Genomic DNA, 26,048 nt, shown 5'->3' on the forward strand with positions numbered 1-26,048 from the left:
GGGCAAACGGTTGTGTGATAATTGCTCACCTTACTTATGCCGTGTTTGCCATGCTTGCTGGAGGCTAAATAATATGTGGCGGTAATATTCGGGCGCTTCGAAAATATAGAATCTGTGGATTATTGTAAAGTGCAAAAGCTGTAAATAAACAGTGGCCCGCCAAATTATCGAGCCATGTTGTATGATGTATTAAGCAGGGATATATTCGTACGGGGGATTGTTAAGTAGCGCTAACATCTGCTTTAAAAGTACGGGACGAATATGTTCTGGCGTAGCGGTTTCAACCCACTGACGCATTTGCGTCATTTCCATGCCGGCGTAGCCGCAGGGGTTAATGCGCTGGAAGGGCGCAAGGTCCATATTAATATTCAAGGCCAGGCCATGGAATGAGCAACCTTTACGAATACGCAGCCCCAGTGAGCAGATCTTCATTTCCCCAACGTAGACGCCCGGCGCATCGGCGCGTGGATGCGCGTCAATACCATATTCCGCCAGCGTGTTGACGACAGTTTGTTCCAGTAAGGTAACCAGTTCACGCACGCCCAGCTTTCTGCGCTTCAGATTGAGCAGGACGTACATCACCTGCTGACCGGGCCCATGATAAGTGACCTGACCGCCGCGATCGCTCTGAATAACCGGGATATCTCCCGTCATTAACAAATGCTCTGCTTTACCCGCCTGCCCCTGCGTAAATACCGGCAGGTGTTCGACCAGCCAGATCTCATCCGGGGTGCTGTCATCGCGTGAATCGGTGAAGTCATGCATAGCCTGGGAGACAGGCTCATAAGGTTGCAGCCCGAGGTGACGGACCAGAATTTTATCCTGATACAAAACTGCGTCTCCGAAGACGAGGGACAAAAGGTGTGGAGGAGTATATCACAGCGGGGGAGAGGGGTTACCCGGCAAACCGGGTAACCGCAAAGGGACTACAGCACCATACGAACAATTTCGATATTGCCGAGCTCTTCGTACAGCGTTTCAACCTGCTCAATGTGTGTCGCAGTGATGGTAATAGAAACCGAGTGGTAGTTGCCCTTGCTGCTTGGTTTTACTGACGGAGAGTAGTCACCCGGCGCATGGCGCTGTACCACTTCAACCACCTGATCAACCAGCTCAGGTTTCGCCAGACCCATTACTTTGTAGGTAAATGAGGTTGGGAATTCAAGCAGTTCGTTAAGTTTGGTTTTCATGTCAGCTCCGGCGTAACGTCAAAAAATAATAACTCCCACGTCAGGTGGGAGTTATCAGGATACTTAGTATATGGGGATCAAAATCACACTTTCAAGCGTTCAATTTTTAACCAAACCAGTGGTGGAACATCAATTTAATGTAATCAATGATTTTGCCGAAGAAATTGCCTTCAGGAATTTCTTGCAGGACAACCAGCGGACGCTGATCGATCGTTTTTCCATCCAGCTGGAAGTTGATCGTACCCACAACCTGGTTTTTCTGCAGCGGGGCATGCAGTTCGGTGCTGTTCAGCACGTAGCTGGCTTTCAGATCCTTCATGCGACCGCGTGGAATGGTCAGGTAGAGGTCTTTATCAACGCCGAGAGAAGCACGGTCGTTGTCGCCGAACCAGACGGGTTCAGACGCAAACTCTTTCCCTGCTTTCAGTGGGTTCACGGTTTCGAAGAAGCGGAAGCCCCAGGTCAGCAGTTTCTTGCTTTCTGTTTCACGGCCTTTAAAGGTACGGCCGCCCATCACGGCAGAGATCAGACGCATCTGACCTTCAGTGGCAGAAGCCACCAGGTTGTAGCCCGCTTTGTCGGTGTGGCCAGTTTTGATGCCGTCAACGTTCAGGCTGTTATCCCACAGCAGGCCGTTACGGTTGGTTTGACGAATACCGTTGAAGGTGAACTCTTTCTCTTTATAGATAGAGTATTCATTCGGTACATCGCGGATCAGCGCCTGACCAATCAGGGCCATGTCACGTGCAGAGCTGTACTGACCGTCTGCATCCAGGCCGTGTACGGTCTGGAAATGGCTGTTTTTCAGACCCAGTGCATTAACGTAGCTGTTCATCAGGCCCACGAAGGCATCCTGGCTCCCGGCGGCGAAGTCGGCCATCGCCACGCAGGCATCGTTACCAGACTGCAGGTTGATACCGCGAATCAGCTGGGAAACAGGAACCTGCATACCCGGCTTCAGGAACATCAGAGAGGAACCTTTGAAAACAGGGTTCCCGGTTGCCCACGCATCGTTACCGATGGTGACCAGATCCGATTCTTTGAATTTACCTGCCTTCATCGCCTGGCCGATAACGTAGCTGGTCATCATTTTGGTCAGACTGGCCGGGTCACGGCGGGCATCGGCATTCTGTTCTGCCAGCACTTTGCCAGAGTTGTAATCGATCAGGATGTAGGATTCCGCGTCGATTTGCGGAACGCCAGGGATCATGGTCTTGATATTCAGGTCATCGGCGTGAGCTGCAGAGAGCGCAGCAGCGCAAAGGGCCGTGGTCAGCGCCATGCGCTGCACAAAACGAGCAGAAAAAGTGGTCTTCATGGTCAGAACTACGACATCCGTGATGGAATTAAAAAAAGTGCCTTACTATAGCAAATGCTATTCAGGCAGGCATCCGACTTTAAGCATGAGTTTGTGAATGTGTTTTACACTAACTGACAATTCGGATACCGCCGGTTAATTATTTCGCAACAGCGATAAATGACTGAAGTTGAGCTTCATTCTGCAGACGCTGCTGCAGGGACGCGGCCTGCGATTTGCTGGCAAACGGCCCCATCTGAATGCGCCAGACCGCGCCGTTCTGCTCAACGCGTCCCGGTACGCCAAACTGCTGGCTCAGACGCTGTTGATACTGCCTGGCCCGGGCCTGATCGCTCACTGCGCCTACCTGAACCACATAGCTGCCGCTGGCCGCTGCTGGAGCCGCCACCGCCGCACTTTGCGTGGCCGCTGGCGCCGTTACGGGAGCCGGCTGGGTCGCTGGCGCAGCAACGGGCGCAGGGGCCGGAGTTGGCTCACTGCCTTCCAGCACGCCCGAGGCTAAGGTCGTCGGTGCGCCAAGAAAGCCGCTACTCTTTACCGGCGCACCGGTAGAATCCTCGCTTTGCAGCGTGTCATTGCTGATCGGGCGTATTTCTCCCCCCGGCTGAGCAGGCTCTGCCGGAGACGAGACGCTTCCCATTCCGCCGTCAAGATTTGGGCGGTCAGGAAGGGCATAGGTCTGTTTTGCCACCGTCGTACACGCGGTACCCGGCCCGGAGAGCGAACCATCCTGTGCGACGATAATCGGGTCAATACGGACTTTGGTGTTGTTCGAGGTGTTCAGGCGATCGGCAGACGCGCGCGACAGGGAAATCACCCGGTCATTTCCGTAAGGACCACGGTCGTTGATCCGCACGACGATCATACGGCCATTCGCCAGGTTGGTGATACGGGCGTAGCTCGGGATCGGCAGCGTCGGGTGTGCTGCCGTCAGCTGCATTGGGTCGAACACTTCCCCGGAAGCCGTCAGGTTACTGCCTGGCTCGGCATCATAAATGGCGGCAAAGCCCGCCTGACTGAAACGGGAAGGATCCTGAACAATTTTATAGCTTTTGCCGTCGCGCTGGTAATCCTGATTGGCACTGGCATTCAGCGGTTCATAAACGGGATCGGCACCGCTAATTTCAACGATCGGGCCATTACACACCGCAGGCTGCGGCGGCGCGACGGTTGCCTGTTGCTGACCATCATCACTTGTGCAGGCCGCAAGTAAACTTGCCGCGATGCAGATCCCCAGCCACTGCTTACGCATTCCGATCCCCTTATTTTTATACGCTTTTTGACAACATTTTTCTGTGGGTATGGATCGACATCACGATACCAAACCCGGCCATCAACACGATCAGTGCCGAGCCTCCGTAACTCACCAGCGGCAGCGGTACGCCTACCACCGGCAGAATACCACTCACCATACCAATATTTACGAAGACATAAACGAATAAAATCAGCATCAACCCGCCGGCCATGACGCGACCAAAAGTGGTTTGTGCGCGTGCTGCAATCCACAATCCCCGCATGATCAGCAGTACGTACAGCGCCAGCAATATTAAGATACCAACCAGCCCCAGCTCTTCCGCCAGTACGGCAAAGATAAAGTCGGTGTGGCGTTCCGGTAAAAATTCCAGCTGCGACTGCGTGCCGTGCAGCCAGCCTTTACCGCGCAGGCCGCCGGAGCCAATCGCAATCTTGGACTGAATAATATGATAGCCCGCGCCCAGCGGATCGGTTTCCGGATCGAGCAGCATCATGACGCGCTGGCGCTGGTAATCATGCATCAGGAAGAACCAGAGGATAGGAATGAACGCTGCAATCAGCACCACCGCGATGCCAATCAGGCGCCAGCTCAGTCCCGACAGGAAAAGGACAAACAGGCCGGAAAGGGCGATAAGAATTGAGGTGCCAAGGTCAGGCTGCGCCGCAACCAGCAGCGTCGGCAGGAAAATCAGCACCAGCGCGATGGCGGTGTTTTTCAGCGACGGCGGACAGACGTCGCGGTTGATAAAGCGTGCCACCATCAATGGAACGGCGATTTTGGCAATTTCCGAGGGCTGGAAGCGGACAACGCCCAGATCCAGCCAGCGCTGCGCCCCTTTTGAAATGGCGCCAAACGCATCTACCGCAACCAGCAAAATAATACAGAAGATGTAAAGATAGGGCGCCCAGCCTTCGTAGACGCGCGGCGGGATTTGCGCCATCACCACCATGATGATCAGACCCATGGCGATCTGGCCGATTTTGCGCTCCATCATGCCGATGTCCTGGCCGCTGGCGCTCCAGATAACCAGGGCGCTGTATACCAGCAGAGCCAGCAGGATCAGCAGCATGGCTGGGTCGATGTGGATTTTATCCCACAGCGATTTTTTATTTGGATTATCCGTCATGATTATTGGTCCTCCGCCGCAGCGGCGGCCGGGTTTTCAGCCGGCAGTTCGGTGTTGTTATCACCCAGCATAATGTGGTCAAGGATCTGGCGCATGATGGTCCCTACTGCTGGCCCGGCACCGCCGTTCTCCAGAATCATCGCCACCGCGACCTGCGGGTTATCATAAGGGGCAAACGCCGTCATCAGCTTATGGTCACGCAGACGTTCAGCAATGCGGTGCGCGTTATAGGTTTCGTTGGCTTTCAGACCAAACACCTGCGCAGTACCGGATTTCGCGGCCACTTTGTACGGCGTACCGGTGAAGTACTTATGCGCGGTACCGTTCGGGCGGTTTGCCACGCCGTACATACCGTCTTTCGCAATTTCCCAGAAGCCGGAATGGATGTCACCCACCGGGGCCTCGTGCGGCTGATTCCACGGCACTTTTTTGCCGTCTTCAACCGTACTCTGTAGCAGATGCGGCACTTTTACCACGCCGTCATTGATGAGGATCATCATGGCCTTGTTCATCTGAAGCGGCGTTGCCGTCCAGTAGCCCTGACCGATACCTACCGGAATGGTGTCACCCTGATACCACGGTTTTTTAAAGCGCTTCAGCTTCCATTCACGCGTTGGCATGTTGCCAGAACGTTCTTCTGAAAGGTCCACGCCGGTGTAATGCCCGTAGCCGAATTTGCTCATCCACTCTGACAGGCGGTCGATACCCATGTCATACGCCACCTGATAGAAGAAGGTATCCGCAGATTCTTCCAGTGATTTGGTGACGTTCAGATGACCGTGACCCCATTTTTTCCAGTCACGATAGCGCTTATCTGAACCCGGCAGCTGCCACCAGCCCGGGTCAAACAGGCTGGTATTACGGTTGATGACGCCGGCACTCAGCGCAGAGACCGCCACGTACGGTTTAACCGTGGATGCCGGCGGGTAAACCCCTTGCGTCGCGCGGTTGACCAGCGGCGTGTTCGGGTCATTCAGCAGACCGGAATAGTCTTTACTCGAAATCCCATCAACAAAGAGGTTCGGGTCATAGCTAGGCATGGAGACCATTGCCAGGATACCGCCGGTACGAGGATCGGTGACCACAACGGCTGCACGGCTACCCGCCAGCAGGGTTTCGATATACTGCTGAAGTTTGAGGTCGAGCGTCAGATAGACGTCATGCCCCGCCTGAGGCGGCACTTCTTTTAGCTGACGGATCACGCGTCCACGGTTGTTAACCTCAACCTCTTCATAGCCGGTTTGCCCGTGCAGAACGTCTTCGTAGTAACGTTCGATCCCCAGCTTACCGATATCGTGCGTAGCAGCGTAGTTGGCCAGCTTGCCATCTTTATCAAGGCGGTCGACGTCTTTGTCATTAATCTTGGAAACGTAGCCAATCACATGCGTCAGCGCGGAGCCGTAGGGATAGTAGCGACGCTTATATCCCTTCACTTCCACGCCGGGGAAACGGTACTGATTCACCGCAAAGCGGGCCACCTGGACTTCCGTCAAATTGGTTTTAACCGGAATCGAGGTGAAGCGGTGAGAGCGGGCGCGCTCTTTTTTAAACGCCGCGATATCGTCATCGTTAAGGTCGACAACGCTTTTCAGCGCTTCCAGCGTATCCTGAACATTATCGACTTTTTCCGGCATCATCTCGATTTGATAGATGGTGCGGTTCAACGCCAGCGGGGTGCCGTTACGATCGTAAATAATGCCGCGGCTGGGTGCGATAGGCACCAGCTTAATGCGGTTTTCGTTTGAACGCGTCTGGTAGTCGGTAAAGCGGACAATTTGCAGATTATAGAGGTTGGCGATCAGCACGCCGGTAAGCAGCAAAATCCCGGTAAAGGCGACCAGCGCCCGGCGCACAAACAGCGCGGACTCAGCCGTATAGTCGCGAAAAGAATTCTGTAGTTTCATCCGCTGCTTAATCTACCCTGGTCAGTCATTACTCGCGGTGATAGGGGTGGTTGGTAGTAATGCTCCACGCGCGATACAGGCTTTCTGCCACCAGTACCCGAACGAGCGGGTGGGGAAGCGTCAGCGCGGAGAGGGACCAACTTTGTTCAGCCGCTGCTTTGCAGGCAGGGGATAACCCTTCTGGTCCGCCAATCAACAGACTGACGTCACGGCCATCCTGCTTCCAGCGCTCCAGTTCTTGCGCCAGCTGCGGCGTATCCCAGGGTTTACCTGGAATATCGAGGGTGACGATGCGGTTTTTGCCAGCGGCAGCCAGCATCAGTTCGCCCTCTTTATCGAGAATACGTTTGATATCAGCGTTCTTGCCGCGCTTACCGGCGGGAATTTCCACCAGCTCGAACGGCATGTCTTTTGGAAAACGACGCAAATATTCAGTAAAACCGGTTTGTACCCAGTCCGGCATTTTGGTGCCGACGGCGACCAGCTGCAACTTCACGCATTAACCCCAGAGTTTTTCCAGCTCATACAGGCGACGGCTCTCGTCCTGCATGACGTGGACAATCACATCGCCGAGGTCGACTACCACCCAGTCAGCCGTCGCTTCACCTTCAACACCCAGCGGCAACAGCCCTGCTGCACGCGATTCCTGAACCACGTGATCGGCAATTGAAACAACATGACGCGTCGATGTACCGGTGCAGATGATCATGCAGTCGGTAATACTGGATTTACCCTTAACGTCGATAGCGATGATGTCCTGACCTTTCAGGTCATCAATTTTGTCAATAACAAAATCCTGGAGTGCTTTACCCTGCAAGTTTTCCCCCTGGGGTGAATGAGATTGTAAAACTTTGAATTCGAAGCCAGACAGTATACCTGAACTCACGCCTGCGTCGGGACAAATGTCTCCGGCCGGGCTTTTGAAGGCGGGTATCATCCCACCCTCCGCCTGAGATTGCATTGCCATTTTTGTAAAACAATTTCTGTAAAGCAATGATCGGCGGGAAAGTCTGGCAGCGGAGAATAACAGTATGGCTTACCCTGTCAAGGCGGGATAAACAATATGCCGCTTTTTATGCTCTCCGGCTATTCATCTGCGCTTTTCTGATACAAACCGTGCGCATGGATATAGGCCAGCACCGGAGATGGCAGCAGATCGTCACACGCTAAACCCTGCTGTAAACGCTCGCGAATGAGGGTTGCAGAGATATCAAACCACGGCGTTTCCGCCAGATAGATCTTCCCGGCAGGCTGGTTGTGAAGATCTTCAACATTATCCGTGAGGTGGTCTTCCAGCCACTGCTGGTACTGCTCTTCGCGCATGGTCAGCGGATAGCCGGGACGGCGGCAGACGAGCAGGTGGCTGTTCTCCAGGATGGTTTCATACTGATGCCACGTAGGGAAATTCAGCAGAGAATCCTGGCCGATGATAAAGGCAAGCGGCTGGTCTGGCCCTTGTTCGGCGCGCCACTCCTGAAGCGTCTGAGACGTCCAGGAGGGCGTGTCGCGACGCAGCTCACGCTCGTCAAGTCGGAATAGCGGTTTATCTGCGATGGCAAGGGCAAGCATCTCTTTTCGCTGCTCGCTGGTCGCCTCGGGCTGTGGACGATGGGGCGGGACATTGTTGGGCATGATGGTGACGCGCTGAAGGCCGATCAGATTCGCCAGAATTTCAACCGGCTTCAGATGCCCGTAATGTACCGGGTCGAAGGTGCCGCCATATAAGGCCTGTAAAGAATGCATGCTATCCATCAATAAAAACGTCTGCCAGCGCCTTGTGGCTGAGCAGCAGAGAAAGGCTTTCCAGCTCCGCCCAGACCGACTGGCCATAATCTTGTTTTAACGTGAGCTCAGCGCGCATCAGAAGCTGCACAGCCTGACGAAGCTGTTCATGACTCAGGCGGTTGACGGCCTCGGTGATTAAAGCCCGGCGATTTTGCCACACGCGGTGTTTATCAAACAGCGAACGCAGCGGCGTATGGGCAGACTGACGCTTGAGCGTAATCAGCAGCAGCAATTCGCGCTGCAGCGTACGCAGCAGAATAACCGGTTCGCTCCCTTCGAGACGCAGCTGTTGCAAAATATGCAGGGCGCGTTTGCTTTTCGCCGACAGCAGCGCGTCCACCCAGTGGAACGGCGTGAAGTGCGCCGCGTCGTTAACGGCCTGCTCGACGCGCGGCAAGGTCAGCTTGCCATCTGGCCAGAGCAGGGAGAGTCTGTCCAGCGCCTGCGCCAGGGCCAGCAGGTTACCTTCATAGCAGTAGCAGAGCAGTTGGTTCGCCGCATCATCCAGCTGAAGGTTGTTCTGCTTCGCTCTCGCTGCCACCCATTTGGGCAGATGCGCCTGTTCAGGCGTCTGACAGGTGACCTGCACCGCGTGGGCTGCGAGTTGGGTGAACCACGCCGCATTTTCCTGCGCTTTGGTGAGTTTGTTGCCGCGCACAATCAGCAGCAGATCGCTGTGAAGCAGGCTGACCAGCGTGGCCAGCTGTTCATTGATGGCCGCGTTAGGGCCGTTCTCCGGCAGCAGGATCTGAATTGTCTGGCGCGACGCAAAAAGGCTCATCGCCTGACAGAGTGAGAAGAGGGCATTCCAGTCGGTGTTGTTATCCAGCTGGACGGTGTGGTGTTCATCGAAGCCCTGAGAGGCGGCTTCATGCCGCACGGCATCCAGGCTTTCCTGAAGCAATAACGGATCGTTTCCAAGAAGCAGATACGCCGCGCGCAGCCCTTCTTTGAGCTGCGCGCGGAGTTGTTCAGGATACAGCCTGATCATCATTTACCCAGAGAGTTAGCAGCAGGAAGCGTGCCGGCAACTGGTTTTTCAACAATGTCAGAGCCTTGTCGGGTAGACGCTGCAATACCTGGCAGTTTACGGATCAGCTGTTCCGCCGCCTTGTCGTACATTTCGTTGATGATAATCTGCTGTTCGGCATCTTTTGCCAATGCCGTCTGCGGGTTATCGAAGAACGAACGGAACACTTTCGTGCTGATCGGATAGATGTCTTTACCCGGGATCAGGACCGCTGCGTTGACCGTCAGCACCATCTGATATTCAGCTGTACGACCGTCCTGGAAGATAGAGGCCGTATCTCTCGACAGACCTCCTCCGATGATACGCAGAGACGGTACATCCTGGCGCAGCGTTTGTTTCTCAACAAGCTCAACGCCGTTCAGACGCAGCTGATTACGAACTGCCCGGCTGAGTGGACCATTCGGATCCGATGAGTCGAAAATCATCGTTTTCATCTCAGCAGGCACTGCCGTGGTATTGCGCAGGTGCCAGCCACAGCCAGCGGTGACAAGCACCGCCAGTGATAAGAGTATTGTTGCCAGTTGTCGCACGTTTCCTCCCGCGCTTAGCCAACGACCAGATTGAGCAGTTTACCCGGTACGTAGATCACTTTACGTACGGTAACGCCCTCAAGATATTTTGCGACCAGAGGTTCCTGGCCCGCGCGCTCGCGAACCTGTTCTTCGGTTGCATCGACCGCCACGGTAATTTTACCGCGGACTTTGCCGTTTACCTGGACCACAACCAGCGTCGTGTTTTCCACCATCGCGGCTTCGTCAGCCTGCGGCCACGGCGCGTTGTCAATATCGCCTTCGCCTTTCAGCTCCTGCCACAGGGTGAAGCTGACGTGCGGAGTGAACGGGTTCAGCATGCGAACGACGGCCAGCAGCGCTTCACGCATTAAGGCACGATCCTGCTCGCCGTCCTGCGGAGCCTTCGCCAGCTTGTTCATCAGTTCCATAATAGCCGCAATTGCGGTATTGAAGGTCTGACGACGACCAATATCATCGGTCACTTTCGCAATCGTTTTATGAACATCGCGACGCAGCGCCTGCTGATCTTCAGTCAGTGCGGCGGCGTTCAGCGCCGGGGCATCGCCCAGTGCAGTGTGTTCGTAAACCAGTTTCCAGACGCGTTTCAGGAAGCGGTTCGCCCCTTCCACGCCAGACTCCTGCCATTCCAGGGTCATGTCGGCCGGAGAGGCAAACATCATGAACAGACGCACGGTGTCCGCACCGTAACGCTCAACCATTACCTGCGGATCGATGCCGTTGTTTTTCGACTTAGACATCTTGCTCATGCCGGTATAGACCAGTTCATGACCTTCGGCGTCTTTCGCCTTAACGATACGGCCTTTCTCGTCGCGCTCGACGATCGCATCAACCGGAGAAACCCAGTTACGCTCGCCGTTAGCACCGACGTAATAGAACGCATCTGCCAGTACCATGCCCTGACACAGCAGCTGTTTTGCTGGTTCGTCAGAGTTCACCATGCCTGCATCGCGCATCAGTTTGTGGAAGAAGCGGAAGTAGAGCAGGTGCATGATGGCGTGTTCGATGCCGCCGATATAGATATCAACCGGCAGCCAGTAGTTTGCCGCATCGGAATCGAGCATACCGTCCTGATACTGCGGGCAGGTGTAGCGCGCATAGTACCAGGATGACTCCATAAAGGTGTCAAAGGTGTCGGTTTCACGCAGCGCAGGCTGACCGTTGACGGTGGTTTTTGCCCACTCAGGATCGGCTTTGATCGGGCTGGTGATACCGTCCATGACCACGTCTTCCGGCAGGATCACCGGGAGCTGATCTTCCGGCGTTGGCATCACGGTGCCATCTTCCAGCGTCACCATTGGGATTGGCGCGCCCCAGTAACGCTGACGGGACACGCCCCAGTCGCGCAGACGGAAGTTAACTTTACGCTCGCCCACGCCCAGAGAGGCCAGCTTATCGGCGATGGCGTTGAAGCCCTCTTCGAAGCTCAGGCCGCTGAATTCACCAGAGTTGAACAGGGTGCCTTTTTCGGTCAGCGCTTGTTCGGACAGGTCGGGTTCAGAACCATCGGCGGCCAGAATAACGGCTTTAATCGGCAGGCTGTATTTGGTGGCAAACTCGTAGTCGCGCTGATCGTGGCCCGGAACGGCCATTACCGCGCCTGTACCGTACTCCATCAGCACGAAGTTCGCTGCCCAGACAGGGATCGCTTCGCCAGTCAGCGGATGCTTCGCATAGAAGCCTGTCGCGACGCCTTTTTTCTCCATCGTCGCCATGTCGGCTTCGGCCACTTTGGTGTTGCGGCACTCGTCGATGAAGGTGGCCAGCTCCGGGTTGTTCTCTGCCGCTTTCTGCGCCAGCGGGTGACCTGCGGCTACGGCCAGGTAGGTCGCGCCCATGAAGGTGTCCGGGCGGGTGGTGTAGACAGTCAGGGTCTGGTCATAGTTCTCAACGTTGAAGGTAATCTCCACGCCTTCAGAACGGCCGATCCAGTTGCGCTGCATGGTCTTAACGGTATCTGGCCAGTGGTCGAGGTTATCCAGATCGTTCAGCAGCTCATCAGCGTAAGCGGTGATTTTGATAAACCACTGTGGGATCTCTTTACGCTCAACTTTGGTGTCGCAGCGCCAGCAGCAGCCGTCGATAACCTGTTCGTTTGCGAGAACGGTCTGGTCATTCGGACACCAGTTAACGGCAGAGGTTTTCTTATACACCAGGCCTTTTTTATACAGCTCGGTGAAGAACTTCTGCTCCCAGCGATAGTATTCCGGGGTACAGGTTGCCAGCTCGCGGCTCCAGTCATAGCCAAAGCCCAGCATCTTGAGCTGGTTTTTCATGTACGCGATATTGTCGTACGTCCACGGCGCCGGTGCGGTGTTGTTTTTGACCGCCGCGCCTTCCGCAGGCAGACCGAACGCATCCCAGCCGATAGGCTGCAGAACGTTTTTACCCAGCATGCGCTGGTAGCGTGCAATCACATCGCCGATGGTGTAGTTACGCACATGGCCCATGTGTAGTCGACCAGAAGGATAGGGAAGCATCGACAGGCAGTAATACTTCTCTTTGCTCTCGTCTTCGGTTACTTCAAAGGTGCGCTTCTCGTCCCAGTGTTGCTGGACTTTTGATTCTATCTCTTCCGGGCGGTATTGCTCTTGCATGGCAGCCAGTGGTCCTGTTTTCAATACAGCTACAAATGTAGCCAATGGATGTGGTAATTCAGATCCGCATAGCATAGCCCAAACGCCCGCGTCAAAACAGCCTTTCGCACAAATGCGCTTTGCAGGAATTTACCGGGTCTGTGCTTCACCTGACAAAGCGGCGATGAAATAAGGTCTATTATTAGAAATAGTTACTTACCCGGGAGGCAAAATGATGAACAAGGTTGCTCAATTTTACCGCGAACTGGTGGCGACACTGACGGAACGGCTGCGTAACGGCGAGCGAGATATCGACGCGCTGGTGGAGCAGGCGCGTGCCCGCGTGACGCAAACGGGTGAGTTAACGCGAACCGAAGTGGAAGAGGTGACGCGCGCCGTGCGTCGCGATCTGGAAGAGTTCGCGCGCAGCTACCAGGAGAGCCAGGAGGAGGTCACGGACAGCGTTTTTATGCGGGTGATTAAAGAGAGCCTGTGGCAAGAGCTGGCCGACATCACGGATATAACGCAGCTGGAGTGGCGCGAGGTCTTTCAGGATTTGAACCATCACGGTGTGTATCACAGTGGTGAGGTGGTCGGCTTGGGAAATCTGGTATGTGAGAATTGCCACCATCATATTGCGGTATATACGCCGGATGTCCTGCCGCTGTGTCCGAAATGCGGCCACGATCAGTTCCAGCGTCGGCCGTTTGAGCCATAAATAAAAGCAAAACGGCAACCACGTTGCCGTTTTTAGTGTCTGCTCCTTCTCCCCGTGGGGGAGTGCATCAGGCCGCACTATAGTAAGCAAGTCTCTCCGCCAGCAAATCCACAAACGCCTCGCGGTCGATGTCCACCATCACCGTGGTATTCGGTTTATTCCCCGTCAGCGAGTAGTAATCCACCACCGTCATTCCCTGGGTGTATTTTCCCTGCGTCTCAACACCAACCCATCTGTCCACCGTGGTGAACATCTCCGGCTTCAGTAGCCAGGCAATGGTGCACGGGTCATGCAGCGGCGCGCCGTGGAATCCCCACTTCTCGGCTTTGTGATACTCCATAAAGAAGTCGAGCAGCTCGGCCACGGTTGTCGCGACCGTATTACCCACGGAGCGGAATCGCTCAATATCGTCCGCCATAATCTGCGCGCGGTGGGTAACGTCCAGTCCCGCCATTACAATTGGTAAGCCGGACTGGAAGACGATTTCCGCGGCTTCCGGGTCGACAAAGATGTTGAACTCCGCCGCAGGCGTCCAGTTCCCCAGCCCCATGGCCCCGCCCATAATCACAATTCGGGCAATTTTATTATGCAGCTCAGGATGGCTGTTCAGCAGCAGCGCAACGTTGGTTTGCGGTCCGGTTGCCACCAGCGTTACCGGTTCTGCACTCTCACGTAGAACCTTCGCCATCAGCTCCACGGCGGTACAGTTTTGCGGCGTGAAACCCGGCTCCGGCAGTGCCGGACCGTCCAGCCCGCTTTCACCATGAACGTTGTCGGCAATAATCAGCTCGCGCATCAGCGGCTTCACGGCCCCGCCGGCGACAGGAATGTCGGTGCGTTTGAGCAGCGTGAGCATGCGCAGCACGTTGCGCAGGGTTTTGTCCGGCGTCTGGTTTCCGGCGGACGAGGTGACGGCTTTTACCTCGAGTTCAGGGGAGGCAAGAGCGAGGACGAGCGCGATCGCGTCGTCATGACCCGGATCGCAGTCGAGAATAATAGGCTGTGCCATAGCGTTCTCCATACGTAGCGTTATTTTGTGACAAGGTTAACGCTGCAATGTGACGCCGACGAGAGGAACTGAGTGAAAGCGTGAAGCAGTGCGCAATCCGCAGATTGCGCACCGGGAAGGTTAGTGCAGGATTTTCGCGAGGAAATCTTTCGCACGCTCTGATTTCGGGTTAGCGAAGAACTCTTCTTTCGGTGAGTCTTCGACAATTTTCCCTTCGTCCATAAAGATTACGCGGTTGGCCACTTTACGGGCAAAGCCCATTTCGTGGGTCACCACCATCATGGTCATCCCTTCGTGCGCCAGCTCGACCATTACGTCCAGCACTTCATTGATCATCTCTGGATCGAGCGCCGACGTTGGCTCATCAAACAGCATTGCCACCGGATCCATGCACAGCGCGCGGGCGATCGCCACACGCTGCTGTTGGCCGCCAGAAAGCTGTGCCGGGAACTTATCGGCATGCGCCGAAAGCCCAACGCGTTCCAGGAGCTTCAGACCTTTCTCGCGCGACGCTTTTTTATCACGCTTAAGCACTTTTACCTGCGCCAGCGTCAGGTTCTCAATAATGGAGAGGTGAGGGAACAGCTCAAAATGCTGGAACACCATGCCAACGTGAGAGCGAAGCTGGGCGAGGTTGGTTTTCTTATCGTTGACTTTGGTGCCGTTGACAACGATCTCACCCTGCTGCACCGGCTCCAGTCCGTTGACGGTTTTAATCAGCGTCGATTTACCGGAGCCGGACGGCCCGCATACCACCACTACGTCGCCTTTTTTGACTTCGGTGGAGCAGTCGGTCAGCACCTGAAAGTGCCCATACCATTTAGAAACATTTTTCAGGGAAATCATTATACCGTCCTTTTCTTCAGCCAGCTGACCAACAGCGACGCGCTTAAACTAATCACAAAATAGACCGCACCCGCAAAGAGCACCATCTCGACCTGCGTACCATCACGTTCACCGATGGTTGACGCGGTACGGAAGAAGTCTGCCAGACTCAGAACGTAGACCAGCGAGGTATCCTGGAACAGCACGATGCCCTGGGTCAGCAGGAGCGGAACCATGGCGCGAAACGCCTGCGGCAGAATAATGAGCTGCATGGACTGCCAGTGCGTCATTCCCAGCGCCAGCGCGGCGCTGGATTGCCCGCGGGAGATACTCTGAATGCCCGCTCGGATAATCTCCGAGTAGTAAGCGGCCTCGAACATTGAGAACGCCACCATGGCGGAGATCAGACGGATATCGGTTTTCGGCGACAGCCCCAACACGTTCTGCAGGAAGCCGGGCACAATCAGGTAAAACCACAGCAGCACCATCACCAGCGGGATGGAGCGGAACACGTTAACGTAGGCGGTCGCAAACCAGGCGAGCGGCTTAAAGCTCGACAGGCGCATGACGGCCAGCAGGGTGCCCCAGACGATACCAATGATGATGGCAATAACGGTGATTTTTAAGGTAATCACCAGGCCATCAAGCAGGTAAGGCATGGATGGAACGATAGAACTCCAGTCAAATTCGTACATTATTTGCCCCCCAGATTACCCGGCAGGCGGATTTTGCGTTCAACCAGGTTCATCACCAGCATGATGAAAGCGTTAATCAGAACATACGCGAGCGTGATCGCGGTGAAGGATTCCCACGCGTGAGCGGAATAATCCAGCAGCTTGCCCGCCTGCGCGGCCATGTCGACCAGGCCGATAGTCGAGGCGATGGCCGAGTTTTTCACCAGGTTCATCATCTCGGAGGTCATCGGTGGAACGATAACGCGGTAGGCGTTAGGCAGCAGCACGTAGCGGTAGGTTTGGGGCAGCGTCAGGCCCATTGCCAGGCCCGCGTTTTTTTGTCCGCGCGGCAATGACTGAATGGCGGCACGCACCTGCTCGCAAACGCGCGCAGCGGTAAACAGCCCCAGACACATCATGGAGGAGACAAAGAACTGCACGTTCGGATCCAGCTCCGACTTGAACCACATGCCAATATTTTCCGGCAGCAGTTCCGGGATGACCAGATACCAGGTAAAGAATTGCACGATCAGCGGAACGTTACGGAACAGTTCCACATACAGGGTGCCAAGCGTTGAAAGAAAACGGTTAGGGACGGTGCGCAGAATACCGAACAGAGAACCGACAAGAAACGCGATAATCCACGCCGTTATCGATAGTGCCACGGTGACCTGAAAGCCGCTCCACAGCCAGCCAAGATAGGTGGTGTTGCCGAACGGGGCTTGTTGCAGGAATATGCCCCAGTTCCAGTCTATTGACATAATAAACTCCAGAAAAAAAAGGGTAGCAGCGCTACCCTCGAAGATTGGTGAGAAGCTCATTTTTCGCGCTGAGTGGGGAACGACCACTCAACGTATAGTCTGTCCATGCTTCCCGACAATCGAGAGGGCAGGAGATCCCGCCCCTGTTGTTCTAATTAGTTAAGAGCCTTGTCATTTGGAGATTTGAACAGCGCCTTCATGTCGTCAGACAGTTCAAAATTCATGTTCAGGTTTTTTGGTGGAATCGGGTTCTTGAACCATTTGTCGAACCATTTTTCCGCTTCGCCGGAGGTCTGCACCTGAGCGATGGTGTCATCGATCAGCTTTTTGAACTGCGGATCGTCTTTACGCAGCATACAGCCGTAGGCTTCTTTGGACTGCGCGGTACCGACGATATCCCAGTTGTCTGGTTTCTTCGCTTTCGCACGTTCGCCCGCCAGCAGGGCGTCATCCATCATAAACGCAACGGCACGACCGCTTTCCAGGGTACGGAAGGAGTCGCCATGGTCTTTCGCGCTGATGATGCGCATATCCATTTTCTTCTCGTCGTTCAGCTTGTGCAGCAGCACTTCTGACGTGGTACCGGAGGTCACAACAACCGCTTTGCCTTTCAGATCAGCGAAGTCTTTGATCTCACCGCCTTTCTTCGTCAGCAGACGGGTGCCCACGACAAAGATGGTGTCAGAGAAGGCAGCCTGTTTCTGACGCTCGAGGTTGTTGGTGGTGGAGCCACACTCGAAGTCAAAGGTGCCGTTTTGTAGCAGTGGAATACGGTTCTGTGAAGTGATTGGGATCAGCTTCACCTGCAGGTCAGGTTTGTTCAGCTTTTTCTTCACAGCTTCAACGATGGCGTTGGAGTAATCCTGTGAATAGCCCACGACTTTTTGCGTGTTGTCGTAGTAAGAGAACGGGACTGAAGATTCACGGTGGCCGACCACGATGACGCCGTTTTTGGCAATCTTGTCGAGAGTGCTGCCTGCTGCCGGAGCATCTTCAGCGTGAACCACGCCTGCAGACATTCCCATAACCAGCATTGCTGTGGCCAGTTTACGTAATTGCATACCCAACTCCTTTTTTATCAGCGCCAGCGACGCATTGATACCCATTGTGATGTTGTTATATCTCGCGCAGTGCGAGTGCAGTGTTATGCAAGCTTGTTAACATTTAGTCTGGCTTAATGTAAAGATTTTGCTGCGTTATTGTTTATTTTTGCGAAGCGCGCCGCACCATTCAGAGGCAAATATCTCCCGTTGCACCGTTTCGGTGCTACCGATGATCTACGCTGGTGCGACAAAGTTGCACGTTAAGCCAAACTGCGTTTACCTGAATAAACAAAGCAATAGGCGTGCCAGGATGGGACTCTGGAGAAAATTGTCGGGTGGCGGCTACGCCACCCGGCAACAGAAGGGAAGGTTATTTCCGACGCTGACGCAGGCTCATCAGCACCGCGCCAAAGCCGAACAGCACGGTCAGTATCCACAGCGGCCAGTTGCCGGTGCGCGCGTATGGCGTCAGCCCGGTGGTTGGCGTGACTTTAGTGGTCAGTACCTCGCGAGTAAACTGCGGGATCATCGCCTGAATCTCGCCCTGCGGACCAATCACGGCGGTGATGCCGTTGTTGGTGCTGCGCAGCAGCGGACGCGCCAGCTCCAGAGAGCGCATACGTGCCATCTGGAAGTGCTGCCACGGGCCGATTGACTTACCAAACCAGGCGTCGTTGGAGATGGTCAGCAGATAGTCAGTATCCGGGCGGAAGTTATCGCGTACCTGCTCGCCGAGAATGATTTCGTAGCAGATGGCCGCCGTCAGGGCCAGGCCGTGCGCGTGCAGCTGAGGCTGTACGTACGGGCCGCGGCTGAAAGAGGACATCGGCAGGTCAAAGAACGGGGCCAGCGGGCGCAGAATCGACTCCAGCGGGACAAATTCACCAAACGGCACCAGGTGGTTCTTGTTGTACCGGTCAGTGGAGTGGTAGCTGTACTCGCTATCTTTCCCGAGCGTAATGATGCTGTTGTAGGTGTCGTAGCGGTTCTGCTGATTCAGACGCGCATCGACAATCCCAGTGATCAGCGTGCTGCCGCGCGCCAGCAGCAGGTCGTTCATCATGTTGAGGAACGGCTGCTGGTTAATTTCCAGATCGGGGATCGCAGATTCCGGCCAGATAATCAGCTGGGATTTACCCATCACCTCTTCGGTGGCGTTGGCGTAGATCTTCAGCGTATTCAGCAGCTCTTTCTCATCCCACTTCATAGACTGCGGAATATTCCCCTGCACCATGGAAACCTGCATGGCGCGCTCTGGCTCGGGCGTGAACCACTGGATATAGCGCAGCGGGAAGGGCAGGGCAAACAGCACCAGTGCCACAGCCAGCGGTTTCCAGCAGCGCTGGACCAGCGCCAGGACCAGCAGGCCGCTGACCACCATCAGCAGGAAGTTGATGGCCTCAACGCCCATTACCGGCGCCAAACCCTTCAGGGGGCCGTCAATCTGGCTGTAGCCGAACTGCAGCCACGGGAAGCCCGTCAGCACCCAGCCGCGCAGGAACTCGGTTATCTGCCAGACCACCGGCGCGGCAATGGCGACGCGCAGCCAGGTGGTTTTTGGCCACAGGCGAGAAAGGATGCCGGCGAACAGACCGGTATAGAGCGAGAGATACGCGGCGAGCAATACCACCAGGAAGACGTTAACCGGGCCAGGCATACCGCCAAATTGGGCGATGCTGACATAGACCCAGTTGATGCCTGAGCCAAACAGCCCCAGTCCCCAGAAGTAACCGATAGCCGCAGCCTGTACCGGACGACGATTCAGGGTCAGGCCCTGAAGCCCCATCAGGGAGAGAATGGCGGCGGGCCAGATATCGTAAGGAGAAAAAGCCAGCGTACCGCTGGCTCCAAGTAACAGCGCCAGCAGCAAACGGATGAGCTGGCGTTCAAGCAGTGGGGCAAATGCCATTTACATTAATCTTCCAGTTTTGGCACCGGTGAGTCGTCCGGCGTTCTGACGTGAACCTGTATAATACGTCGGCTGTCGGCCATTGCCACTTTGAACTGGTAACCGTCGATGTCAACGGTCTCACCGCGCGCCGGGAGGTGGCCAAAGGCCTGCATCACCAGCCCGCCAATGGTATCGACCTCTTCATCGCTGAAGTGGGTACCGAAGGCGTCGTTAAAGTCCTCAATCGAGGCCAGCGCGCGCACGGTCCAGGTGTGGCGGCTAAGCTGCCGGAAGTCGATATCTTCTTCTTCGTCGTACTCGTCTTCGATTTCGCCCACGATCAGCTCAAGAATATCCTCGATCGTGACCAGACCGGAAACGCCACCAAACTCATCAATAACAATCGCCATGTGGTAACGCTGAGAGCGAAACTCTTTCAGCATCCGATCCACACGTTTACTCTCCGGCACAACCACGGCCTGGCGTAACACTTTTTCCATGCTGAAGGCTTCGGCATCGCTGCGCATAAACGGCAGCAGATCTTTGGCCATCAAAATCCCTTCGATGTGATCTTTGTCTTCGCTGATGACCGGGAAACGCGAGTGGGCGGATTCGATGATCACATCGAGGCACTCGTCCAGGGTCTGGTTACGTTTCAGGGTGATCATCTGCGAGCGGGGGATCATGATATCGCGAACGCGCTGGTCGGCGATGTCCATAACCCCTTCGAGCATTTCGCGCGTATCTTCGTCGATAAGGTCGTTCTGCCCGGAATCACGAATCAGCTCCAGCAGTTCATCACGGTTTTTGGGTTCGCCGTGGAAAAGCTGGTTCAGAATGAGGGAGAAAAATCCCTTTTTACTGGTTGTCGTGTCGCTACTGTGTGAATTGTCGTCGCTCATGGCGTTTGTTAAGGGTTCTCTTGTTAGTTCAACGTTTACCGCCACGCGATATCCTTTCGTGGCGGCATGTGAGTCCGTCAGGTGACGGACTATTCTTTCTCGGCAATGTACGGATCCTCATAGCCCAGAGCAAGCATTATCTCTGTCTCGAGGGACTCCATCTCTTCCGCTTCGTCATCTTCAATGTGATCGTAGCCGAGCAGGTGCAGGCTGCCGTGTACCACCATATGCGCCCAGTGGGCCTCAAGCGGCTTTTGCTGCTCTTTGGCTTCCTGTTCAACCACCTGACGGCAGATGATCAGATCGCCCAACAGCGGCATCTCAATGCCCGGCGGCGCTTCGAACGGGAAAGAGAGCACGTTGGTCGGCTTATCTTTCCCGCGATAGGTCAGGTTAAGCTCATGGCTTTCTGCTTCATCCACCAGGCGAATCGTGACTTCTGATTCTTCCTGAAACTGAGGAATAACGGCATCCAGCCATTTCTGAAACTGTGCCTCATCTGGCATGCCGGAATTGTCTTCACAGGCCAGCTGTAAATCGAGGATCACCTGACTCATTTCTGTTCTTGCTCCTGCGCTTCGCGCTTACGTTCTGCGGCCAGTTCGGCCTTACGCTTCTGATCCGCCTCTTCCCAGGCTTCATAGGCGTTAACGATACGCGCGACCACCGGGTGGCGTACCACGTCTTCACTGTGGAAGAAGTTAAAGCTGATTTCGTCGACCTCGGCCAGCACCTCAATGGCGTGGCGCAGGCCGGATTTGGTGCTGCGCGGCAGGTCGATCTGGGTGACGTCACCGGTAATGACCGCTTTCGAGTTAAAGCCGATACGCGTCAGGAACATCTTCATCTGTTCGATGGTGGTGTTCTGGCTCTCATCGAGAATGATGAACGCATCGTTCAGCGTACGACCGCGCATGTAGGCGAGAGGGGCCACTTCGATAACGTTACGCTCAATGAGCTTCTCAACCTTCTCAAAGCCGAGCATCTCGAACAGCGCATCGTATAACGGGCGCAGATACGGGTCGACCTTCTGGCTCAGATCGCCCGGCAGGAAGCCCAGCTTTTCACCCGCTTCAACGGCCGGACGGGTCAGCAGAATACGACGGATCTCCTGGCGTTCCAGCGCATCTACCGCAGCGGCAACGGCCAGATAGGTTTTACCCGTCCCCGCCGGCCCCACCCCGAAGGTGATGTCGTGGTCGAGGATATTGGCGATGTACTGCGCCTGGTTTGGCGTACGCGGCTTAATAACGCCACGTTTGGTCTTGATGTTAATGGCCTTGCCGTAGTCCGGCACGCTTTCCGCGCTCTGCTCAAGCACGCGCGCCTCTTTAATGGCGAGGTGAATTTGTTCCGGTTCGATATCCTGAATTTCGCCGCGCATGGGTGATGTATCCACATACAGGCTACGCAGAATGTCCGCAGCGGCGTTGACGCAGATAGGGCGTCCGGTAAGTTTGAAATGATTATCGCGACGATTGATTTCGATACCCAGACGTCGCTCCAGTTGTTTGATGTTGTCATCAAACGGCCCGCACAGGCTCAGCAGGCGAGCGTTGTCTGCTGGCTCAAGGCTAATTTCACGCGTATCTATATTCAAACTGTTCCTCTTTAATTGGTTAACTGACCCATTGCGATAGGACGTAATAAAACGGTCATTACCGAAATTATTCACGCCACAGAATAAAGGCGCAAGCGTTGCGGAAGATATTGGGGACGATGAGAGGAAATACAAGGCCTGCCGGAAAGGCAGGCCAGGAGGATTAAGGCTGGTAAATCCCCACGCCAGAATCGTTTTCTTTACGGGTACGAGAGATCACGGATTCCGGTGACTCGGCAATACGCAGGCCCATTTCGTCCTCGGTGCGTACCAGCTTCGCGCGCAGCGAGTTGGTCAGCACTTCGACAATCTCGACGTCCACGAATTTACCGATCATATCCGGGGTGCCTTCAAAGTTCACCACGCGGTTGTTTTCGGTACGACCGGAGAGTTCCATAATGCTCTTGCGGGAGGTGCCTTCCACCAGAATGCGCTGAACGGTGCCGAGCATACGGCGGCTCCACGCGTTGGCCTGCTGGTTAATACGCTCCTGCAGAATATACAGACGCTGCTTTTTCTCTTCTTCCGGCACATCGTCAACCATATCGGCCGCTGGTGTTCCTGGACGCGCAGAGAAGATGAAGCTGTAGCTGACGTCAAAATTCACTTCACCGATGAGCTTCATGGTGCGCTCGAAGTCATCAGCAGTTTCGCCAGGGAAGCCGACGATAAAGTCGGAGCTGATCTGGATATCCGGACGGGCTTCGCGCAGCTTGCGAATGGTGGACTTGTACTCCAGCACCGTATGCGGGCGGCCCATCAGGTTCAGCACGCGGTCAGAGCCACACTGAATCGGCAGGTGCAGGAAGCTCACCAGCTCTGGCGTATCGCGATACACGTCAATGATGTCGTCGGTAAACTCCATCGGGTGGCTGGTGGTAAAGCGAATGCGGTCGATACCGTCAATCGCGGCCACCAGACGCAGCAGTTCGGCAAAGCTGCCGGTGGTGCCGTCGTAGTTTTCCCCGCGCCAGGCGTTCACGTTCTGGCCCAGCAGGTTCACTTCGCGAACGCCCTGCGCGGCAAGCTGCGCAATTTCAAACAGAATATCGTCTGCCGGACGGCTGACTTCTTCACCACGGGTGTAAGGCACCACGCAGTAAGTGCAATATTTGTTGCAGCCTTCCATGATGGAGACGAAGGCGGTCGGGCCATCGGCGCGCGGCTCCGGCAGACGGTCAAACTTTTCGATTTCCGGGAAGCTGACGTCAACGACCGGGCTACGGTTGCCGCGAACCTGATTGATCATCTCCGGCAGGCGGTGCAGGGTCTGAGGGCCAAAGACGATATCCACATACGGGGCTCTCTGGCGGATCAGCTTACCTTCCTGCGATGCGACGCAGCCACCCACCCCGATGATCAGATCCGGATTTTTTCGTTTGAGTAGCTTCCAGCGGCCTAACACGTGAAAGACTTTTTCCTGCGCTTTTTCACGAATCGAACAGGTGTTCAGCAGCAGCACGTCCGCTTCTTTCGCATTTTCAGTCAGCTGGTATCCGTGGGTTGAATCCAGCAGATCGGCCATCTTGGATGAATCGTATTCGTTCATCTGACAGCCCCAGGTTTTTATATGGAGTTTTTTAGTCATCGACTTGCTCAGCTCAGGATTGCAAGCCGCGTATTGTAATGCTTTGGTGGGGTTGTGACCAGTATGAAGGTTATGTGTCTCAGGACCGCAAAAATCCGGTAAACTTAAGGGATTCTCCAATAAGGAAAATTGACCATGACACTCCTACACACCGAAGTTGCCGTTGTCGGCGGCGGTATGGTCGGCGGCGCGCTGGCGCTGGGGCTGGCGCAGCAGGGATTTGAGGTAACGGTAATTGAACAGGCTGCTCCGCCGGCCTTCGATCCCGCGAGCAAACCGGATGTGCGCATATCCGCGATCAGCGCGGCGTCCGTCGATCTGCTGCGCGGGCTGGGCGTCTGGGAGGCGGTGCTGGCGATGCGCGCCCATCCTTACAGCCGTCTTGAAACCTGGGAGTGGGAAAATGCCCACGTCGCGTTTGATGCCGCTGAGCTGAAGCTGCCGCGCCTGGGTTATATGGTGGAAAACAACGTGCTTCAGCAGGCGCTCTGGCAGGCGCTGGAGGCGCATCCGAAGGTGACGCTGCGCGTTCCGGCGTCGATTAAGGCACTGCATCCTCACGAGAGCGGGTATTTGCTGACGCTCGACAGCGGCGATGAACTGGCCGTGAAGCTCGTCGTCGGAGCGGACGGCGCTAACTCGCAGGTCAGACAGATGGCGGGAATTGGCGTTCATGCCTGGCAGTATGAGCAGTCCTGCATGCTGATTACCGTCGAGTGCGAGCATGCGCCGGGTGAAAGCACGTGGCAGCACTTTACGCCGAATGGCCCGCATGCCTTTTTACCGCTGTTTGATAACTGGGCATCGCTGGTCTGGTACGACAAACCGGCACGCATTCGCCAGCTGCAGGGGCTTACAATGGAACAATTGCAGCGGGAAATCCGCCTGCATTTCCCGAGCCGTCTGGGCAACGTGACGCCGGTCGCTGCAGGTGCATTTCCGCTCACGCGCCGCCATGCTTTGCAGTATGCCCGTGAAGGGCTGGCGCTGGTGGGCGATGCGGCACACACCATTCATCCGCTGGCCGGGCAGGGCGTGAACCTGGGGTACCGTGATGTCGATGCGTTACTGGATGTGCTGAGCAGCGCCCGCGGGCACGCGGAAAACTGGCCCAGCCATCAGGTCCTGAAGCGTTACCAGACGCGACGCATGGCGGATAACTTTATTATGCAGTCGGGGATGGATCTGTTCTATGCCGGGTTCAGCAATGACTTAGCCCCGGTGCGCATTCTGCGTAATATTGGATTGATGGCAGCGGAACGTGCCGGTGGTCTGAAGCGTCAGGCGCTGAAATACGCGCTGGGACTGTAATCTTTTTCCCCTCTCCCAGTGGGAGAGGGTCAGGGTGAGGGCATCAGGCCAGGCCGCACCATCCTGAACAACAAAAACAAAAAAACCCGCAGAGCGGGCTTTTTTGTTACTTAAGTGGCTGGGGTGCAGGGATTCGAACCCCGGAATGCTGGTATCAGAAACCAGAGCCTTACCGCTTGGCGACACCCCAATTGCGTTAAACAAACTGCTTAACGACTTTTTAAATTGGCTGGGGTACGAGGATTCGAACCTCGGAATGCCGGAATCAGAATCCGGTGCCTTACCGCTTGGCGATACCCCAACAATTTGTCTTGATTACCGAAAAAATCGATAATCTTAATTTGGTGGCTACGACGGGATTCGAACCTGTGACCCCATCATTATGAGTGATGTGCTCTAACCAACTGAGCTACGTAGCCAGTACTGCAATCTTCGATGGCTGGGGTACCTGGATTCGAACCAGGGAATGCCGGTATCAAAAACCGGTGCCTTACCGCTTGGCGATACCCCAATACCGCGGAGAACCGCAAAATCGAAGAAATATGGCTGGGGTACCTGGATTCGAACCAGGGAATGCCGGTATCAAAAACCGGTGCCTTACCGCTTGGCGATACCCCATCCGTGCAACGCTTACCCGGGAATGGTGCGGGAGGCGAGACTTGAACTCGCACACCTTGCGGCGCCAGAACCTAAATCTGGTGCGTCTACCAATTTCGCCACTCCCGCAAAAAAGATGGTGGCTACGACGGGATTCGAACCTGTGACCCCATCATTATGAGTGATGTGCTCTAACCAACTGAGCTACGTAGCCATCTTTTTTCGCGTTACCTTATCGGCGTTGCGGGGCGCATTATGCGTATAGACCCTTGCAGCGTCAACACCTTTTTCAACGAAAATAGCCGGAATGTGACTGTTTGGTTAGGTTGCGAACAGCGTGGCCGAATATTCGGCAATTATTGGTTATTAATCAGATTTAGACGGTGAAATGGGAGGCAAAAAAATCAGGCCCCTG

24 protein-coding genes and 7 tRNA genes are annotated in these 26,048 nt (G+C 55.2%); 2 read left to right on the forward strand and 29 right to left on the reverse strand.

The genetic code is table 11. The features are described 5' to 3' along the window. Nucleotides 1-189: 189 nt before the first annotated feature. The 12 genes from lipB to leuS form a co-directional block, all read right to left on the reverse strand. A complete protein-coding gene (lipB, locus tag LBF07_RS17270) occupies nt 190-831 on the reverse strand; it encodes a lipoyl(octanoyl) transferase LipB (protein ID WP_033144925.1) in 642 nt (213 codons plus the stop codon). A 95-nt stretch (nt 832-926) separates the two neighbouring features. Continuing rightward, nucleotides 927-1,190, reverse strand: a complete 264-nt coding sequence (gene ybeD / locus LBF07_RS17275; protein ID WP_006177135.1) for a DUF493 family protein YbeD — start codon at nt 1,188-1,190, stop codon at nt 927-929. 106 nt (nt 1,191-1,296) lie between these two features. After that, nucleotides 1,297-2,508: a D-alanyl-D-alanine carboxypeptidase DacA gene (gene dacA / locus LBF07_RS17280; protein WP_032638844.1), complete on the reverse strand. Its 1,212-nt coding sequence runs from the start codon at nt 2,506-2,508 to the stop codon at nt 1,297-1,299. A 139-nt stretch (nt 2,509-2,647) separates the two neighbouring features. Further along, nucleotides 2,648-3,760: an endolytic peptidoglycan transglycosylase RlpA gene (rlpA, locus tag LBF07_RS17285; RefSeq protein ID WP_094934393.1), complete on the reverse strand. Its 1,113-nt coding sequence runs from the start codon at nt 3,758-3,760 to the stop codon at nt 2,648-2,650. Between the two features lie 16 nt (nt 3,761-3,776). After that, the gene (mrdB, locus tag LBF07_RS17290; RefSeq protein WP_023310746.1) at nt 3,777-4,889 is read right to left on the reverse strand and encodes a peptidoglycan glycosyltransferase MrdB; all 1,113 of its coding nucleotides are present in this window, start codon (nt 4,887-4,889) and stop codon (nt 3,777-3,779) included. A 2-nt stretch (nt 4,890-4,891) separates the two neighbouring features. Continuing rightward, nucleotides 4,892-6,793, reverse strand: coding sequence for a peptidoglycan DD-transpeptidase MrdA (gene mrdA / locus LBF07_RS17295; protein WP_033144927.1), 1,902 nt, complete (start codon nt 6,791-6,793; stop codon nt 4,892-4,894). A gap of 28 nt (nt 6,794-6,821) precedes the next feature. Then, entirely contained in the window at nt 6,822-7,289 is a 468-nt protein-coding gene (rlmH, locus tag LBF07_RS17300; RefSeq protein WP_023310748.1) for a 23S rRNA (pseudouridine(1915)-N(3))-methyltransferase RlmH, read from the reverse strand. A gap of 3 nt (nt 7,290-7,292) precedes the next feature. Continuing rightward, complete coding sequence (rsfS, locus tag LBF07_RS17305) at nt 7,293-7,610, reverse strand: ribosome silencing factor (protein ID WP_023334893.1); 318 nt, start codon at nt 7,608-7,610, stop codon at nt 7,293-7,295. Nucleotides 7,611-7,879: 269 nt separating this feature from the next. Continuing rightward, nucleotides 7,880-8,545, reverse strand: coding sequence for a nicotinate-nucleotide adenylyltransferase (gene nadD, locus LBF07_RS17310; RefSeq protein ID WP_033144928.1), 666 nt, complete (start codon nt 8,543-8,545; stop codon nt 7,880-7,882). Beyond that, nucleotides 8,538-9,569: a DNA polymerase III subunit delta gene (holA, locus tag LBF07_RS17315; RefSeq protein WP_094934392.1), complete on the reverse strand. Its 1,032-nt coding sequence runs from the start codon at nt 9,567-9,569 to the stop codon at nt 8,538-8,540. The genes nadD and holA overlap by 8 nt, the downstream gene beginning before the upstream one ends. Then, nucleotides 9,569-10,138 (reverse strand): LPS assembly lipoprotein LptE, encoded by a 570-nt coding sequence (gene lptE, locus LBF07_RS17320; RefSeq protein WP_039261260.1) that lies wholly within the window; start codon nt 10,136-10,138, stop codon nt 9,569-9,571. Before lptE ends, holA begins: the two co-directional genes overlap by 1 nt. A 14-nt stretch (nt 10,139-10,152) precedes the next feature. After that, nucleotides 10,153-12,735, reverse strand: a complete 2,583-nt coding sequence (gene leuS, locus LBF07_RS17325; protein WP_033144930.1) for a leucine--tRNA ligase — start codon at nt 12,733-12,735, stop codon at nt 10,153-10,155. Nucleotides 12,736-12,949: 214 nt separating this feature from the next. On the opposite strand from leuS, the gene LBF07_RS17330 reads away from it, so the two are divergent. After that, a complete protein-coding gene (locus LBF07_RS17330) occupies nt 12,950-13,432 on the forward strand; it encodes a zinc ribbon-containing protein (protein WP_094934433.1) in 483 nt (160 codons plus the stop codon). Nucleotides 13,433-13,499: 67 nt separating this feature from the next. Here LBF07_RS17330 and rihA read toward each other — a convergent pair whose 3' ends face one another. The 10 genes from rihA to miaB all read right to left on the reverse strand — a co-directional run bounded on the left by rihA (nt 13,500) and on the right by miaB (nt 23,725). Beyond that, a complete protein-coding gene (rihA, locus tag LBF07_RS17335; RefSeq protein ID WP_045887719.1) occupies nt 13,500-14,441 on the reverse strand; it encodes a pyrimidine-specific ribonucleoside hydrolase RihA in 942 nt (313 codons plus the stop codon). Between the two features lie 120 nt (nt 14,442-14,561). Next, nucleotides 14,562-15,287, reverse strand: coding sequence for an amino acid ABC transporter ATP-binding protein (locus tag LBF07_RS17340; protein ID WP_014883001.1), 726 nt, complete (start codon nt 15,285-15,287; stop codon nt 14,562-14,564). Further along, nucleotides 15,287-15,961 carry a glutamate/aspartate ABC transporter permease GltK gene (gltK, locus tag LBF07_RS17345; RefSeq protein WP_014883002.1) on the reverse strand — a complete coding sequence of 225 codons (675 nt, stop codon included), beginning with the start codon at nt 15,959-15,961 and terminating at the stop codon, nt 15,287-15,289. Before gltK ends, LBF07_RS17340 begins: the two co-directional genes overlap by 1 nt. Beyond that, nucleotides 15,961-16,701, reverse strand: a complete 741-nt coding sequence (locus tag LBF07_RS17350) for an amino acid ABC transporter permease (RefSeq protein WP_023310756.1) — start codon at nt 16,699-16,701, stop codon at nt 15,961-15,963. The genes gltK and LBF07_RS17350 overlap by 1 nt, the downstream gene beginning before the upstream one ends. A 155-nt stretch (nt 16,702-16,856) precedes the next feature. Then, on the reverse strand, nt 16,857-17,762 hold the full coding sequence (locus tag LBF07_RS17355; RefSeq protein ID WP_008501049.1) for an amino acid ABC transporter substrate-binding protein: 906 nt from the start codon (nt 17,760-17,762) through the stop codon (nt 16,857-16,859). A gap of 352 nt (nt 17,763-18,114) precedes the next feature. Continuing rightward, nucleotides 18,115-19,653 carry an apolipoprotein N-acyltransferase gene (gene lnt, locus LBF07_RS17360; RefSeq protein WP_094934391.1) on the reverse strand — a complete coding sequence of 513 codons (1,539 nt, stop codon included), beginning with the start codon at nt 19,651-19,653 and terminating at the stop codon, nt 18,115-18,117. 5 nt (nt 19,654-19,658) lie between these two features. Further along, nucleotides 19,659-20,537 carry a CNNM family magnesium/cobalt transport protein CorC gene (gene corC, locus LBF07_RS17365; protein WP_021242574.1) on the reverse strand — a complete coding sequence of 293 codons (879 nt, stop codon included), beginning with the start codon at nt 20,535-20,537 and terminating at the stop codon, nt 19,659-19,661. An 89-nt stretch (nt 20,538-20,626) separates the two neighbouring features. Then, nucleotides 20,627-21,094, reverse strand: a complete 468-nt coding sequence (gene ybeY / locus LBF07_RS17370; RefSeq protein ID WP_008501052.1) for an rRNA maturation RNase YbeY — start codon at nt 21,092-21,094, stop codon at nt 20,627-20,629. Further along, entirely contained in the window at nt 21,091-22,137 is a 1,047-nt protein-coding gene (locus LBF07_RS17375) for a PhoH family protein (RefSeq protein ID WP_008501053.1), read from the reverse strand. Before LBF07_RS17375 ends, ybeY begins: the two co-directional genes overlap by 4 nt. A gap of 163 nt (nt 22,138-22,300) precedes the next feature. Further along, on the reverse strand, nt 22,301-23,725 hold the full coding sequence (gene miaB, locus LBF07_RS17380; protein ID WP_033144935.1) for a tRNA (N6-isopentenyl adenosine(37)-C2)-methylthiotransferase MiaB: 1,425 nt from the start codon (nt 23,723-23,725) through the stop codon (nt 22,301-22,303). Nucleotides 23,726-23,860: 135 nt separating this feature from the next. Here miaB and ubiF point away from each other — a divergent pair, with 135 nt between their 5' ends. Next, entirely contained in the window at nt 23,861-25,036 is a 1,176-nt protein-coding gene (gene ubiF / locus LBF07_RS17385) for a 3-demethoxyubiquinol 3-hydroxylase (RefSeq protein ID WP_094934390.1), read from the forward strand. A gap of 115 nt (nt 25,037-25,151) precedes the next feature. Here ubiF and LBF07_RS17390 read toward each other — a convergent pair. From LBF07_RS17390 to LBF07_RS17420, 7 genes are all read right to left on the reverse strand, one after another. After that, a tRNA-Gln gene (locus LBF07_RS17390) sits at nt 25,152-25,226 on the reverse strand. 36 nt (nt 25,227-25,262) lie between these two features. Further along, nucleotides 25,263-25,337: transfer RNA gene (locus LBF07_RS17395), tRNA-Gln, on the reverse strand. Between the two features lie 41 nt (nt 25,338-25,378). Next, nucleotides 25,379-25,455, reverse strand: a tRNA-Met gene (locus tag LBF07_RS17400). A 17-nt stretch (nt 25,456-25,472) separates the two neighbouring features. Next, nucleotides 25,473-25,547 (reverse strand) — tRNA-Gln (locus LBF07_RS17405). A gap of 32 nt (nt 25,548-25,579) precedes the next feature. Further along, nucleotides 25,580-25,654, reverse strand: a tRNA-Gln gene (locus tag LBF07_RS17410). Nucleotides 25,655-25,677: 23 nt separating this feature from the next. Next, nucleotides 25,678-25,762, reverse strand: a tRNA-Leu gene (locus tag LBF07_RS17415). Between the two features lie 8 nt (nt 25,763-25,770). After that, a tRNA-Met gene (locus LBF07_RS17420) sits at nt 25,771-25,847 on the reverse strand. Nucleotides 25,848-26,048: the final 201 nt, after the last annotated feature.

Source organism: Enterobacter cloacae complex sp. ECL352 (assembly GCF_020149545.1).
Taxonomy (GTDB): Bacteria; Pseudomonadota; Gammaproteobacteria; order Enterobacterales; family Enterobacteriaceae; genus Enterobacter; species Enterobacter asburiae_B.

Bases quoted from the DNA above. Each gene is read 5' to 3' on its own strand.
- ybeD (WP_006177135.1), bottom strand. From the start codon at position 1,190: ATGAAAACCAAACTTAACGAACTGCTTGAATTCCCAACCTCATTTACC.
- dacA (WP_032638844.1), bottom strand. From the start codon at position 2,508: ATGAAGACCACTTTTTCTGCTCGTTTTGTGCAGCGCATGGCGCTGACC.
- rlpA (WP_094934393.1), bottom strand. From the start codon at position 3,760: ATGCGTAAGCAGTGGCTGGGGATCTGCATCGCGGCAAGTTTACTTGCG.
- mrdB (WP_023310746.1), bottom strand. From the start codon at position 4,889: ATGACGGATAATCCAAATAAAAAATCGCTGTGGGATAAAATCCACATC.
- mrdA (WP_033144927.1), bottom strand. From the start codon at position 6,793: ATGAAACTACAGAATTCTTTTCGCGACTATACGGCTGAGTCCGCGCTG.
- nadD (WP_033144928.1), bottom strand. From the start codon at position 8,545: ATGGATAGCATGCATTCTTTACAGGCCTTATATGGCGGCACCTTCGAC.
- holA (WP_094934392.1), bottom strand. From the start codon at position 9,569: ATGATCAGGCTGTATCCTGAACAACTCCGCGCGCAGCTCAAAGAAGGG.
- leuS (WP_033144930.1), bottom strand. From the start codon at position 12,735: ATGCAAGAGCAATACCGCCCGGAAGAGATAGAATCAAAAGTCCAGCAA.
- LBF07_RS17330 (WP_094934433.1), top strand. From the start codon at position 12,950: ATGAACAAGGTTGCTCAATTTTACCGCGAACTGGTGGCGACACTGACG.
- rihA (WP_045887719.1), bottom strand. From the start codon at position 14,441: ATGGCACAGCCTATTATTCTCGACTGCGATCCGGGTCATGACGACGCG.
- LBF07_RS17340 (WP_014883001.1), bottom strand. From the start codon at position 15,287: ATGATTTCCCTGAAAAATGTTTCTAAATGGTATGGGCACTTTCAGGTG.
- gltK (WP_014883002.1), bottom strand. From the start codon at position 15,961: ATGTACGAATTTGACTGGAGTTCTATCGTTCCATCCATGCCTTACCTG.
- LBF07_RS17350 (WP_023310756.1), bottom strand. From the start codon at position 16,701: ATGTCAATAGACTGGAACTGGGGCATATTCCTGCAACAAGCCCCGTTC.
- LBF07_RS17355 (WP_008501049.1), bottom strand. From the start codon at position 17,762: ATGCAATTACGTAAACTGGCCACAGCAATGCTGGTTATGGGAATGTCT.
- lnt (WP_094934391.1), bottom strand. From the start codon at position 19,653: ATGGCATTTGCCCCACTGCTTGAACGCCAGCTCATCCGTTTGCTGCTG.
- corC (WP_021242574.1), bottom strand. From the start codon at position 20,537: ATGAGCGACGACAATTCACACAGTAGCGACACGACAACCAGTAAAAAG.
- ybeY (WP_008501052.1), bottom strand. From the start codon at position 21,094: ATGAGTCAGGTGATCCTCGATTTACAGCTGGCCTGTGAAGACAATTCC.
- miaB (WP_033144935.1), bottom strand. From the start codon at position 23,725: ATGACTAAAAAACTCCATATAAAAACCTGGGGCTGTCAGATGAACGAA.
- ubiF (WP_094934390.1), top strand. From the start codon at position 23,861: ATGACACTCCTACACACCGAAGTTGCCGTTGTCGGCGGCGGTATGGTC.